The following is a 12,691-nucleotide window of genomic DNA, read 5'->3' on the forward strand; positions in this document are numbered from 1 at the left end:
GCGGGGTGCTTCTCCTGAGGCGCGTGGACCCTTCGAAGGAAGCAACGTTATGTTGTTTATAGTCAAGTTCACCCAGCGGAACCGCAGCCGGGAGGACTGTGGATGACGGTTCGGTCCGCGCGACCCCGAAGTCAATTCCGTGCGCGAGTATAAATCCGTTCCAGTCAGGCCTTTTCGCTTTGCGCCCGGTGACAGGCCACAAGAGCATTGGCATGCCCGTGTCCCATCTTGTGTTCTGCCTTGAGTGCAGCAACCATTTCCATATGCTTCTTTCCCTTCATGCCATCGAGGATTGTCATCCAGTGGCTGATCGGCTGGCCATAATTCTTCTCGATGGACGGGAAATAGGAAGCGGGACCTTTGAGTTGCTGTTCTTGCGTCATTCGAGCGGCGTCCTGATTGACTGGTCGTTCTGCTGTTCAGCTATAGCCTCTCAGCCGCTCCGAGAATAGCGCCCCGCGCATGTCGGGTTGGCATAGACGGGTAAGGGTTGCGGAAGCTCCAGTAACCGGGATTGCGGTACGTCGGGCAAGGTCGCCGCGTATCAGAGAGGCAACCGGCGAAAATCGGGAACGGGTCAAAATTTCGCGCCCGGCCACCGACAGTATCGGACGTGGAATCGAACCCCCATCCGATGCTGGAAGTCTCTGCTCTCGAGCATCCCGCCCATGGTACACGCTTCGACAGGGTCCTCGCCTTGCCTGGGTCAAGATCCTGGTCAGATCAGCACCATGATCGTCGCGCAGCATGTCCTGAACCGCGAACAGCGGATGCGTCCCGGTGTCTCTCAATGTCCTGAACCAGGCCGGTCAGTGCGGGTGAGAGAGGCTGCTGAAGCAAATCGACATAAAGCTCGCGCAGTTTCATTCCGATGCGCTCCTGCGTTTGTGCCTGCATGTCATGCCAGAGACCATCATCCCGCCAAGCATGAGGAACCGCGATGAGAAAGCCTTCCGGCCAGTCGTCGGTGTCGTGCCTCATCGGTGAGCGCTCCCTGTCTTCTCCTCGCAGGAGGTGGCAAGTCAACCAAGGAGGCCCGATGGCGTTCCCGCCGACCGGGCGAGAATCGTTAACATGAGTTTATTTTTGCGGCGGGCTCCAAGTTCAGGAACAGGAAAAGCTTGGCCACGTTGCTTCCCTCATCGGCGGGAGGCGAACAATGGCAAAATTTGCAACAAAGCGTGTCGGACCTAAAGGCCCCTTGGGCGTCATGATGGTGTCTCTGGTCGTGCCTCTCGCGATCGGCATCGTCCCGGCACGGGCACAAGGTCTCTTCGATTTCCTGCGAGGCTTCACTCAACCCGTGCCGGCGGCTCCTTCGCCGCCGCCGGTGGAGCTTCAGCCGGACACCTTTGCCGGTCAGCCTCGGAGGGGCTCAGCGCGGCCCAAGCCCGCCCCTGTCGAGGTTCTGGAGGTCAAGGCACCCATCCAGGCGCGGCATCCAGGCGATATGGACAATCCATTCCCTGCCCTTCTCGCGGACAGCACATTGCGGCCGGGCGACATGGTGATGTTCCCTGACGGCCTACGGGTATTCACCGGCCGGGCGGGATCCCGGCACAAGGTTTCGGACTTCACGCCCGTCGCCCATGCCGGGAAGGCACTTTCGCGCGAGACCCGCAAGCTCGTGTCCAATCTGCATCCCGGGGAGAACCTGGCGTGGAGTACGGATGCCGTCAGCGCGCGCGGCAAGCTGGCGGACAATGCAAAAGAGATCGACACAACCGGAAGCGTGAAGCGCTCGGGCAGCGACAAGGGAGCACGCAAGCGTTGACGCAGTCGGCTCCTAACCCTGATCTCCTGCTCAGGAGCGATCCGTTCAATTCGATGAGAGCATCGAAAGCGAAGGTGGGGACCGGTTCTGCATTCGATACTCTAACCGCCCTTGACAGCACCGGCCGTCAGTCCGGCTATGATCTGCCGTTGCGCAGCAACCGTGAGAACCAGCACCGGAAGAGTGACGATCAACGCTGCCGCCGCTAACGGTCCCCAGCTTACCTGCTCGAAGGACAGCATGTTGTAGACGGCAACCGGCAGGGTGCGTGTATCCCGCCCAGCGAGCACGACGCCGAAGACGAAATTATTCCACGAAAATATGACGGCCAGAATGAACGCGACCGTGATTCCCGGCTTGGCGATGGGCAGGGCGACATGACGAAAGACCTCCCATCGGTTTGCGCCGTCGATGACGGCCGCCTCTTCAAGCTCGATCGGCGTCGTCTCGAAGTAGCCGATCATGATCCAGATGACGATCGGGACGGTGATCACAAGGTGCGCGATGATCTGGGGCATGAGGGTTCCCATCAGACCTAGCCACTGAAACAACAGAAACAACGGAATCAGATAGGAGAGGCCCGGTGTCATCCGGGCGATCAGAACGACGACGGCAGCCTTGGTGGCCCGCATGCGTGCGATGCCGTAGCCGGCCGGAACGCCGATGAGAAGCGCCAGAGCTGTCGCACAGCCCGTCACGATCAGGCTGTTGACGAAGAACAGACCGAAGCGATTGGACTCGAAAACACCGATATAATTCTTCCAGGCGAACCGCTCGGGAATGAAGATCGGCGGATAGGCCGCGTTGTCGACCTCGAATTTGAGCGAGAGCGAAATCATCCAGAGAAAGAACAGGACGGCCGGCGACACGAGGACGAGCGCAACGAACCAGAGGCCCAGGACGTTCGATATCTTTCGCAGCGTCATGCGCCACCTTGTACGTCGGTCCACTTCGTTCTCTGGCGAAGGTGGAGCATCAGCAAGGACAACGCGATCACAAGAGCAAAGAACACGACGGCAATGGCCGATCCGTAGCCCACATCGTAATAGGCGAATGCCACGCTGTAGAGATAAAGATTGATCGTTTCGGAGGCGGTGCCCGGTCCGCCCTGCGTGATGGCATAGATGATGTCGAAGCTTTTCAGGGCGTCGATGGTTCGAATGATCACGGCCACCATGAGAAAAGGCGCGATCATGGGCAGGGTGATATAGCGAAAACGCTGAAGAGCGTTGGCGCCGTCGATGGCGGCGCTCTCATAAGGCTCGAGCGGAATGGCGGCCAGGCCCCCCAGCACGATCAGCATCACGAGCGGCGTCCATTGCCATGTCTCTACGAGAACGAGCGATGGAATGACTGTCGCCGAATTGAAGACCCAGCCCTGTGGTCCGATCCCCACGAGGGACAGAAGGTAGTTCAGCACGCCGAGCTGCGGATGGAACATCATCGTCCACACCAGCGCGATGGCAACGGGCGTTGCCATCATGGGCATGACGAACAGCCCACGCAGAACCCCTCTGAAGGGAAGACGCGTGTTGAAGATCAGGGCCGCGAGGGTCCCAAAGATCAGGGGGAGCACGACGGCCAGGATCGTATAGAAAAGCGTATGCCCGATCGACGTGATGAAACGCTCGTCGGTTGCAAGGCGGGCATAATTGGCCAAGCCGGTAAATTGCCGAGTTCCGCCCACATTCCACTCATGCAGGCTCATCCAGACCGTGAACGCCCATGGGAATACGATCACGGAGCCAACGGTGAGAAGCGCGGGGATCACGAATGGCCAGTAGACTTTTTGCGATGGGGCGCCCCTGGGGGGCGCCACCTCCGCAACGAGTGTCACCGGTCTTTCAGCGAGGGTGCTCATGGGGATCCTCCGCGCCATCACTCTGCATTGACGCAGGAGAACGTCAGGCCTTCTCGCTCCGTTCGAGCACCGGCTTGAACTGCTCCGTCGCTTTCTTCATCTCAGCGGCCGGATCAGCTCCACCCAGCAGGTTGGTCAGCCCAATCCCCATGATGTCGCGAAACTCGGTGACGGGCTGGACCACGGGAAGCCCGAGCTTGCTGATCTTGCCGGATTCCACCACGGCATCGATCCAGGCCGGCGGCATCTTGACGCCTTTGCGGGTGTCCGGATCGTTCAGAATCGATTGGCGGAAGGGAACACCGCCGCCGGCCTGAAGAAGGCGTGCGCCCATCTGCTTCGAGATCGCCCACTGACAATAGAGATAAGCCGCCTCCTTGTTCTTGCTGGCAGCGGTCACGCCGATGCCGTCGCCGAAGGTCGCGGACGCCTGTGCCTTCGGGCCGCGTGGCATGACACCATAGCCCACCTTGCCGACAACCCGCGACTTTTCCGGATCTTCGAGCGGGGGAGCAAAGCCGACTCCATCGAGCCACATGCCGATCTTCCCTTGCAGGAAGGCGGATTGGCATTCCGACCAATTGAAGCCGGCGACGCCGGGAGGGGCGCATTTCGTGAGGAGATGCTGATAGAGTTTGGCAGCCTCGATCGCCTCCGGCGTATCCGTCTTGAGGTTGCCGCTCGCGTCGACAGGGTCGACGCCATAGCCGAGAAGAAAGCTCGTCCAGACAGGCACGTTTGCGTTCTTCAGGCCGCGCGCGACGAAACCGTAGATCCCCGCCTTGGGATCGGTCAGGGCCTCGGCCGCCTTCACCATCTCGTCGAACGTTTGAGGATAGGAGAGGCCTTTATTCGCGAAGAGTTCCTTGTTCCAGTAGATCATCCAGTAATCGACCGAGAACGGCAGCGACAGCATCTGCACCTGCGGATTTTTGGCATAGAGCATGCCCGCTTGCGAGAAGTCGCTTTCCGTCAGGCTGGCTTCCGTCAGATCCGGGTTCTTCATGAGCGGGCCGAGATCCGCGAGCCAGCCGGCCTTCTCGAACTGGCGCTTCTGGACATGATAGCTCAGGTGAATGACGTCGAAGCTCGGGCTTCCCGAATTCAGCTCGATCACGGCCTTCTGGCGCTGCTGTTGTTCCGGGGCCTGCTCGGAAGAGACCTCGATCCCCGTGAGATCGGTGAACTCCTTCTCATATTTTTGCAGCAGATCGCCGCGGGCTCTTGATGAGATTCACTCCGATCTTCGTCCCGGAGTATTTCTTCCAGTTCACATTCGCGAAGGCCGGCATCGGGCCTAGGCCGTATGCGGCAGCTGCGGCGGTGCTCGCCAGGAACATGCGACGGGTAAAAGAGCCTTGTTCGGCCATGATCCGCTTCCTCCCTGAATTGCCCATGCTTCAAACGGGCTTCTCTTACTTGCATTGAATTAAGCACCATGTAACATGTTAGTGTCAACACGGCGTTTTCCGGAGACTCCCTTGTCCCTTCGCTTTGGCATCAGCACCGCTCTCGTCACACCTTTTGCAGCGGAACGCGTGGACGTTCGGCGCTTGGCCCGCCATGCCGATGATTGCCTGCGCCGCGGCTGCCGCTCTGCAACATTGTTCGGCACCACCGGAGAAGGCCCATCGGTCGAGGCAGGCGAACGCGACCGTGTTGCCACAGAACTGATCGCGCTGGGGATCCCGGCCGCCCGGCTCGTCGAAGGGGTGATCGCCTGTTCGGTCGAGGAGGCGGCGGACAGCACGAGACAAGCCCTGAGCCGTGGCGTCCATGCGGTCCTGCTGGCTCCTCCATTCTATTTCCGGCCAGCGCCTGACGAAGCGGTTCTCGCCTGGTTCACGGCCGTCTTCCGGGCTGTCGGACACCAGCTTCGGGATATCATCCTCTACCACATTCCCGGCATGACCGGTGTCCCGCTGTCCCATCCCGTCATCTTTCGTCTCGCGCAGGATTTTTCCGGCGCCGTTCGAGGCGTCAAGGATAGTGCGGGGGATGCGCAGGCGACGCTCGCGCTCATCGAGGCCTTTCCGGACCTCGACATTCTCGTGGGCGACGAGCGCTATCTTGGCCGCGCCTGTGCGGCTGGGGGCGCAGGGTCCATCTGCGGCGTGGCGAATATCGTGCCCGAGGCCATCGTTGCCTTGGCGGAGAGCGGACGCGACGACCCCCGTGTCGTGGCGCTGGTCGACGAAATCGCAAGCCATCCTGTCGTTCCCATGGTCAAGTCTCTTGTCGCCCATATCCGCCAAGACCGCGCCTGGGCCGTCGCCAAACCTCCCCTGTCGACGCTCGACGAGAACGTGGCCGCTCGCGCCATCGCTTTGCTCGCTCCGTTCGCATCGGAGTCGAAGGTCTCTTCATGATGGCGTCCCGCACGAAGCATCGCTCGGAGATCAAATTGCGGGAGCGTGCTTACGATGCATTCACTCAGCATTTGCTGCAAAGCGATATCAAGCCAGGGCAATTCATCAGCCAACGCGAGCTCGTTGCTCTCACGGGCCAGCCTCTGGGGGCGGTGCGAGAGTTGGTCCCCCGTCTGGAGGCCGAGGGCCTCATCGTCACCGTGCCGCAGCGAGGGCTGCAAATTCTCCCTCTCGATATCAATCTGATCCGCAACGCATTTCAGTTCAGGCTTATCCTGGAGCGCGAGGCCGTCGCATCCTTCTGTCACAGCGCGAGCGATGCCAAGATCGAGGAGATCGAAGCTGCCCACCGGACGATCGTCACGGCCGCGGAGCAAGGCGTGACGGACGACGTCATCGCGGCCGCCCAGCAGGTCGATCGTGAGTTTCACGAAACAATCATCGACAACCTGAACAATGACATCGTCTCGAAGGCCTATCGCGTGAACTGGATCAAGGTTCGTCTGATCCGTCAGAACGAAACCAGGATGGACGAGAGCCTCGTGCTGCCCGTCATGCATGAACACCTTGCCATCATCGCGGCTCTGAAGACTCGCGACGCCGTTGCGGCCACCGCAGCTGTGACCGCTCACATCATGCACGCACGGGCGCGCGCACTGCGTCTGGAATAAAAAGAACTCTCCCCCGATACGAACTACGGAACAGGCTCTTTTGATGCAGCCAAAGCCCATCATCTGTCTTGGATGCGCATTCTGGGACACGATTTTCAAGATCGACAGAATTCCCAGTTCCGGCACGAAGGTTCTGCCTGAAGCGGCCGTTCAGGTCGCAGCCGGCATGGCAACGGCCGCTGCCGCGACCATTGCCCGGCTCGGTGGAGCGGTCGAACTCTGGGCCCGAATCGGCGATGACCCGACCGGTGACAGCTTCCTTCGAGAGCTGTCCCGGGAGAACGTGCGGATTGATCGGATTCGCCGCATTTCGGGAGCCCAGACGGCCTATTCGACGATCCTGGTCGATCAAGCAGGAGAAAGGTTGGTCGTACCCTATACCGATCCATCGCTCGACAAGGACGCCAGTTGGCTTCCGCTCCACGAGATTGCCCGGGCCAGCGCCGTGCTCGTCGACATGCGGTGGGTCGAGGGCGCAAAGGCCGTTCTGGCGGAGGCGCGCCGTTGCGGAGTACCGACCGTCGTCGATGCCGACATAGCGCCGCCCGCGTCGCTGCGCGAACTCATCGCCTTGGGAGACCATGTGCTGTTTTCAGAGCCCGCCCTGCTGTCCCTGACGAGCAGCACCACGCCCAACCGGGCACTGCTGGAGGTCGCAGAACACATCGGTGCCGATGTTGTCGGGGTCACGCTCGGAGCCCAAGGCGCGCTGATGCGACAGCGCGGTGATCGCCCCGGCACCATCCAGGAGTTCCCCGGGTTCTCCATTCAGGCTGTCGACACGCTTGGAGCAGGCGATGTCTGGCACGGGACATATGTCTACGGCCTCGTGAATGAGTGGGGTTTGTCCGCATCCGTTCGTATGGCCAATGCCGCAGCCGCCATGAAATGCGAGCGTTTCGGCGGCCGTCTTGGAGCTCCAAGCCGCTCGGAACTGCAGAAATGGGTTCAATGGCGTGTCCCCGAGGACACGATCCGAGACGAGGGATGGTTCTAGCGCATTGTGCGGACCCAGCGGGCCGCACGAGCGAAAAGTGGACCCGGTTTTCGCTGACGCGGCCGTTCGGGTCCGCTCAAACGATGCGCTCATCTAGAAGGGAGCATCGGACGCCGTAGCGCATCGCAGAAATCGGGCGCAGGAAACGGGTCGCCGATCACGAAGCGATCTGGGAAATCCGTCATGAGCATTCGACTCAAAGAAGGATTCCCATCAGTGACTACGCTCATCAACAAGACCGCCATCGTGACCGGGGCCAGCTCCGGCATCGGATATGCAACGGCCAAACTATTCGCGCAGGAAGGCGCAAATGTCGTCGTATCGGCACGTCGCTCCAAGGAACTGGAGACGCTGGTAGCAGAGATCAAGGACGTCGGAGGGATCTCCATTGCCGTTGCAGGCGATGTGAGAGACGAAGCACTGGCCGAGGCCCTCGTCAAAACCGCCGTCGAGCGCTTCGGCGGCCTTGACATCGCCTTCAACAATGCTGGCGCGGTGGGTGAGACCGGAGCAATTTCTGGCCTATCGGTCGATGGATGGCGCGATACGCTCGAGACCAACCTGACGAGCGCATTCCTCGGAGCCAAGTATCAGGTGCCCGCAATGGTGGACCGGGGCGGCGGTTCACTGATCTTTACGTCGACCTTCGTGGGCTATTCGGCTGGAATGCCCGGGATGGCATCCTACGCTGCCAGCAAAGCGGGTTTGATGGGATTGACCCAGGTTCTCGCGACCGAATTCGGGAGCAGGAACATTCGCGTGAACGCCATCTTGCCCGGCGGGACCGATACGCCGTCGAATGTCGTCAATGCTCCGGGAGCTTCCCAAGAACTCCGCACATTTGTCGAGGGTCTTCACGCTCTCAAGCGCCTTGCGACGCCAGCGGAAATCGCGAGGGCAGTGCTATTCCTCGCATCCGACGCTTCGAGCTTCGTCACAGGGAGTGCCTTTGTCGTCGACGGGGGTGTTTCCATAACCCGAACATAGCGCTCGGCAGGCGCGGCCCCAGCATCGGTTTGGTGTCGCGCCCAATCCTCCAGCCGGACCGCGCTCCTGCAATGGCGCCGGATGATGCATGAAAGATGCCGCCGCGAGGTTGAAGTGACTCCGGGCGAGCTTTTCTCTCTGGCAAGATCGCGATTCCATCCAGTTTGGCAGGATGGAGACGGCCTTGATCGCCCGGATCCTGCGCAGCCCTGATCCGGAGAGGGGAGAGCCCTCCAGTTGGGTGCTGCCGGACCTCTGCCGCTTCATCGAGGAGCGGCCGGCTGATCAGCGGGGCCCTCTCAATCCAGGGATCTTGGAACGATCCGCTGTTATTCACCCAGCACTTCCGCCCCGCTTACGGCTTAGCACGAGCGCGCTCCTGCTAAGCGCCATTGGACGCCACGCGTATAATCTATTCAGCCATCGAGGCATTCAGGGACCTCACGAAGGCGGGATCATCGATATTTTCCAATTGACGGCCGACGCTCAGCTGCCAACTGCGTGAAGACCTGACAATATTGCCGAGCCTGAGGATGAATCCGCCATCGGACTTCGGATTAACTGCCGCCCGCAATACGGTGTTAATGGCAGCATACATAACTTGGTCAGGGAGGCCTGTGGAGGCCGTGTCCGAAATCTGGCCGGGCCACAGATATACTTCGAGAGGCAGGTTCCATGGTACAGCCAGGCTGGCGAGATGTTCTATTCTCCGTCAAGACCTTCGGCGCGGCCGTGCTGGCCCTCTATATCGCCTTCGCGCTCGACCTGACGCAACCCACCTGGGCCATGCTGACGGTTTTCGTCGTCTCCCAGCCCATTGCCGGAATGGTAGCGGCGAAGTCCCTGTTCCGTGCCCTCGGCACGGTCATGGGCGCCGCCGTGGCGCTCATTCTCGTAGGCGCTTTCGCACAAAGCGCGCCGATGTTCCTGGTGTCGCTCGCCCTTTGGATCGGCGCCTGCACCTTCACCTCGGTGCTTCTACGAGACGCGCCAGCTGCCTATGGCGCCATGCTGTCGGGATATACCGCCGCCATCGTGGGCATTCCAGCGGCCCTCGCCCCCGAAACCGCCTTCGACTACGCGGTCGGTCGCTGCATCGAGATCCTCCTCGGCATCGGCTGCGCCACCCTGGTCAGTCAGGTGATCTTTCCACGGACGGCCGGCGAAGCGTTGACGGAATCGGTCAATGCCACCCTTGAGGACGCGGCGGATTGGACGAGAGACGTGCTGCACGGCAAAAGCCGGGAGGAGAAGGCGCTTGCAGATCAGCGAAAATTGATCGCCGACGCAATCTCTCTCGACGCATTGAGGGTCTTTGCAACCTTCGACACGCCTTCCGTTAAAGCAGCCGGCAATGTGGTCCGGAATCTACAAGGGGAATTGCTGTCACTCCTGGCCATCCTGGTCTCTATCAACGACCGACTGGCGTTGCTGCGTGGGCTTGATCCCGACAAGCACGCATCCCTCCAGGACATCCTGATACGGACAGCGAGCCTTCTGCCTGTCCCAGGCGATCCGCTCAGGCACAATCCCGGTCTTGAGACCGGGGCCGAAGGGCTGCGGCAGGAGGCCATGAGCCGCCTGCCGACCTTCGACGACATGGTGCATGACCACAGGTCCATTCCGGTCCGCAACATCCTCCTGCGGATCGGCGATCTGGTCAGGACCTGGCGGCGAATTCTCGATCTTCGCGAAGCTCTGCTTTTAGGAAATGCCATGTCCCTGTCCGAAGCGGCACCTTCACCGGCTCGCTACCGGGACATCACCTTCGCGTTGATGGCCGGGTCCGTCTCCACCACCGCGGTCCTGGCAACGTCCGCCTTATGGGTTTCTTCCGGCTGGCAGCAGGGAAGTTCGGCGGTGATCTTCAGCGGCGTGATCTGCAGCATTCTCGGAGCGCTGGACGATCCGGTCCCTGCAGCGGCGAATTTCCTGCGCATGACGGTCTTTTCGGCGATCTTCGCAGCAATTTATCTGTTCGCCGTTCTGCCGTCGATCGACGGCTTTGTCTCGCTCGTGTTCGCCTTCCTGCCGTTCTATCTGCCCTTCGGCATCCTGCTCGGCCTACCGCGCATCGGCCTGAAGGTAACGCCGCTCGGCCTCAACCTAGTGGCATTTCTCGGGCTCACGAATGTCCGCAGCCAGCCAGATTTCGCAAGCTTCGCCAATTCAAGCCTTGCGCTTCTCGCAGGTATCGGTGCGGGAATCCTGATGTTCAGGCTGCTGCGCCCGCTCGGCGTGGAGTGGACGGTCCGGCGGATCCGGCGTGGCATCTTGAGAGACTTGGAACGTCTGGCCGGCCCCGAAACCATGGTGAGCCGCAATCGTTTCGCAAGCCGAATGTTCGACCGGATCAATGCACTGTTCTTCCGCCTCGATGCGGCGCAACCGGACCAGCAGGCCCTCATGCGCAGCGCCTTGGCGGCCCTGCGGGTCGGCTTCAACCTCATCCTGCTGAAGGAAGCGAGTCGTGACATTCCTCGAGAGGCCGCAACAGCCATCGCGAGGGTTCTGACCGAACTCGCGCGGCACTTCCGGGACTTACGGATGGGGGCGACCGTCAGCAGGCCCCTGCACGCAATCGACGATGCGGCCGCGATCCTCCTCGCGCATCCTGTATCGCGTGTCGAAGACCTTCTGACGGCGCTCGTCGCCATCAGCAGTGCGCTCCATCAGCATGCAGATCTCTTCGGCCAAGTTCGTTCTTCGCCGGTTCCCGACATTATCCGTCAGGAGGTGCCGGCATGATCAAGGAAATCGATCTTTTCGGCGTCTTTCTACCACCCATGTTCGGCTATGCCGCGGCGGCCGCGCTGATCTGGCTGGTACTGCGCAAGTGTCTTGCTTGGTCGGGCGCCTATCGCCTCGTGTGGCACCCCGCACTGTTCAACACCGCGCTCTATATCCTCATCCTGTCGTTCTGCGTTACCGTCGTCTTCCGTTAGGATCTCCCGGCCCGTGAAAGTCTCTCCAACCGTCCGAGTCGTCGTTACAGCACTGGTCGTCGCCACGGCGGCGGCGGCAGGGTGGTTCGCCTGGCAGAGCTATGTCGAAACACCTTGGACCCGAGACGGACGCGTCCGAGCCAATATCGTGGAAATGGCTCCGGACGTCTCGGGAATGGTCTCCGAGGTCCGCGTCAAGGATAATCAACCGGTGAAGAAGGGCGATGTCCTCCTCACCATCGATCCGCAACCCTACCGCTTTGCTCTCTCCCAGGCGGAGGCCAATGCGCAGGGGCGCGAGCAGGAACTGGAGCAGCGCCGCCGCGAACTCGAGCGGCGCACACGCCTGTCGACGGCCGCCATTACGGCCGAGGCGCGAGAGCAGGCAGAGACGGCGGTCGCGACAGCCGAGGCTGCCTACAATCAGGCCCTGGCTGCGCTCAACACCGCCCAGCTCAACTTGGATCGCACGCAGCTTCGCTCTCCCGTCAACGGCTTCGTGACCAATCTGCAAGTCGATCCGGGCGACTATGCAACTGCGGGACGGGCATTGCTTGCCATCGTCGACAGCGATTCATTCTACGTGGCGGGATATTTCGAGGAGACCAAGCTCCGCAACCTGCGCGAGGGTGATCGAGCGACGGTTCGCCTCATGGGATTTCCGGATGAGGTCGAGGGCCATGTGGACAGCATCGCACGGGCTATCGCGGATCGGGAGACGACGCAGACCTCCGACGGCCTCATTGCCAACGTCAATCCAACCTTCAGCTGGGTGCGCTTGGCGCAGCGCGTTCCAGTCCGGATCGCTCTTGATCGGGTACCGGAGGACGTGCGGTTGAGCGCGGGAATGACCGCGACCGTGATCGTGCATCCTGCGGCTCCGCCACAAGCCCGGAACAGAGGCGTTCTCAGCGCCATTTCGTGGTTGTGGCAGCAGCGCTGAACGGTTGTTTCCACGGGGACTCGGCAGCAACGGTTTTGTCGTAGCGACGAAGCCCCACGACGAAGGAGGCGTACCTCATTGGTAGGCCCGATCGATGAAGGAGCGGCCGTTCGTTCTGCGTCACGCGGTCCGGCGCGGGACGCA

At 61.1% G+C, this 12,691-nt stretch carries 12 protein-coding genes and 1 pseudogene; 8 read left to right on the forward strand and 5 right to left on the reverse strand.

The genetic code is table 11. The features are described 5' to 3' along the window. Nucleotides 1-164: 164 nt before the first annotated feature. Complete coding sequence (locus tag RE429_RS21655) at nt 165-383, reverse strand: DUF4287 domain-containing protein (RefSeq protein ID WP_414475407.1); 219 nt, start codon at nt 381-383, stop codon at nt 165-167. Between the two features lie 340 nt (nt 384-723). Then, nucleotides 724-981 carry a hypothetical protein gene (locus tag RE429_RS21660; RefSeq protein WP_414475408.1) on the reverse strand — a complete coding sequence of 86 codons (258 nt, stop codon included), beginning with the start codon at nt 979-981 and terminating at the stop codon, nt 724-726. Nucleotides 982-1,159: 178 nt separating this feature from the next. Between RE429_RS21660 and RE429_RS21665 the strand changes: the two genes are divergently transcribed. Beyond that, nucleotides 1,160-1,774, forward strand: coding sequence for a hypothetical protein (locus RE429_RS21665; RefSeq protein ID WP_414475409.1), 615 nt, complete (start codon nt 1,160-1,162; stop codon nt 1,772-1,774). Between the two features lie 101 nt (nt 1,775-1,875). On the opposite strand, the gene RE429_RS21670 is transcribed toward RE429_RS21665, so the two are convergent. The 3 genes and pseudogenes from RE429_RS21670 to RE429_RS21680 form a co-directional block, all read right to left on the reverse strand. Beyond that, entirely contained in the window at nt 1,876-2,700 is an 825-nt protein-coding gene (locus tag RE429_RS21670) for a carbohydrate ABC transporter permease (protein WP_414475410.1), read from the reverse strand. Then, on the reverse strand, nt 2,697-3,635 hold the full coding sequence (locus tag RE429_RS21675) for a carbohydrate ABC transporter permease (RefSeq protein ID WP_414475411.1): 939 nt from the start codon (nt 3,633-3,635) through the stop codon (nt 2,697-2,699). Before RE429_RS21675 ends, RE429_RS21670 begins: the two co-directional genes overlap by 4 nt. Nucleotides 3,636-3,678: 43 nt before the next feature. Next, nucleotides 3,679-5,005 (reverse strand): annotated as a pseudogene (locus tag RE429_RS21680) (ABC transporter substrate-binding protein). 111 nt (nt 5,006-5,116) lie between these two features. On the opposite strand from RE429_RS21680, the gene RE429_RS21685 reads away from it, so the two are divergent. The 7 genes from RE429_RS21685 (at nt 5,117) to RE429_RS21715 (ending at nt 12,547) form a co-directional block, all read left to right on the forward strand. Next, nucleotides 5,117-6,004 carry a dihydrodipicolinate synthase family protein gene (locus tag RE429_RS21685; protein ID WP_414475412.1) on the forward strand — a complete coding sequence of 296 codons (888 nt, stop codon included), beginning with the start codon at nt 5,117-5,119 and terminating at the stop codon, nt 6,002-6,004. Then, nucleotides 6,001-6,675 (forward strand): GntR family transcriptional regulator, encoded by a 675-nt coding sequence (locus RE429_RS21690; protein WP_414475413.1) that lies wholly within the window; start codon nt 6,001-6,003, stop codon nt 6,673-6,675. Before RE429_RS21685 ends, RE429_RS21690 begins: the two co-directional genes overlap by 4 nt. Before the next feature lie 43 nt (nt 6,676-6,718). Further along, nucleotides 6,719-7,672, forward strand: a complete 954-nt coding sequence (locus tag RE429_RS21695) for a PfkB family carbohydrate kinase (RefSeq protein WP_414475414.1) — start codon at nt 6,719-6,721, stop codon at nt 7,670-7,672. Between the two features lie 216 nt (nt 7,673-7,888). After that, nucleotides 7,889-8,659: an SDR family oxidoreductase gene (locus RE429_RS21700; RefSeq protein ID WP_414475879.1), complete on the forward strand. Its 771-nt coding sequence runs from the start codon at nt 7,889-7,891 to the stop codon at nt 8,657-8,659. Nucleotides 8,660-9,334: 675 nt separating this feature from the next. Beyond that, the gene (locus tag RE429_RS21705; RefSeq protein ID WP_414475415.1) at nt 9,335-11,407 is read left to right on the forward strand and encodes an FUSC family protein; all 2,073 of its coding nucleotides are present in this window, start codon (nt 9,335-9,337) and stop codon (nt 11,405-11,407) included. Next, nucleotides 11,404-11,604 (forward strand): DUF1656 domain-containing protein, encoded by a 201-nt coding sequence (locus tag RE429_RS21710; protein WP_414475416.1) that lies wholly within the window; start codon nt 11,404-11,406, stop codon nt 11,602-11,604. Before RE429_RS21705 ends, RE429_RS21710 begins: the two co-directional genes overlap by 4 nt. Before the next feature lie 13 nt (nt 11,605-11,617). Then, nucleotides 11,618-12,547, forward strand: coding sequence for an efflux RND transporter periplasmic adaptor subunit (locus RE429_RS21715; RefSeq protein ID WP_414475417.1), 930 nt, complete (start codon nt 11,618-11,620; stop codon nt 12,545-12,547). Nucleotides 12,548-12,691 lie beyond the last annotated feature (144 nt).

The sequence above is a fragment of the Microvirga sp. M2 genome, assembly GCF_047497095.1.
In the GTDB taxonomy this organism is placed as follows: domain Bacteria; phylum Pseudomonadota; class Alphaproteobacteria; order Rhizobiales; family Beijerinckiaceae; genus Microvirga.

What these genes read in the sequence shown, in the direction of transcription:
- RE429_RS21655 (WP_414475407.1), bottom strand. Translation starts at nt 383, where the DNA reads ATGACGCAAGAACAGCAACTCAAAGGTCCCGCTTCCTATTTCCCGTCC.
- RE429_RS21660 (WP_414475408.1), bottom strand. Translation starts at nt 981, where the DNA reads ATGAGGCACGACACCGACGACTGGCCGGAAGGCTTTCTCATCGCGGTT.
- RE429_RS21665 (WP_414475409.1), top strand. Translation starts at nt 1,160, where the DNA reads ATGGCAAAATTTGCAACAAAGCGTGTCGGACCTAAAGGCCCCTTGGGC.
- RE429_RS21670 (WP_414475410.1), bottom strand. Translation starts at nt 2,700, where the DNA reads ATGACGCTGCGAAAGATATCGAACGTCCTGGGCCTCTGGTTCGTTGCG.
- RE429_RS21675 (WP_414475411.1), bottom strand. Translation starts at nt 3,635, where the DNA reads ATGAGCACCCTCGCTGAAAGACCGGTGACACTCGTTGCGGAGGTGGCG.
- RE429_RS21690 (WP_414475413.1), top strand. Translation starts at nt 6,001, where the DNA reads ATGATGGCGTCCCGCACGAAGCATCGCTCGGAGATCAAATTGCGGGAG.
- RE429_RS21695 (WP_414475414.1), top strand. Translation starts at nt 6,719, where the DNA reads ATGCAGCCAAAGCCCATCATCTGTCTTGGATGCGCATTCTGGGACACG.
- RE429_RS21705 (WP_414475415.1), top strand. Translation starts at nt 9,335, where the DNA reads ATGGTACAGCCAGGCTGGCGAGATGTTCTATTCTCCGTCAAGACCTTC.
- RE429_RS21710 (WP_414475416.1), top strand. Translation starts at nt 11,404, where the DNA reads ATGATCAAGGAAATCGATCTTTTCGGCGTCTTTCTACCACCCATGTTC.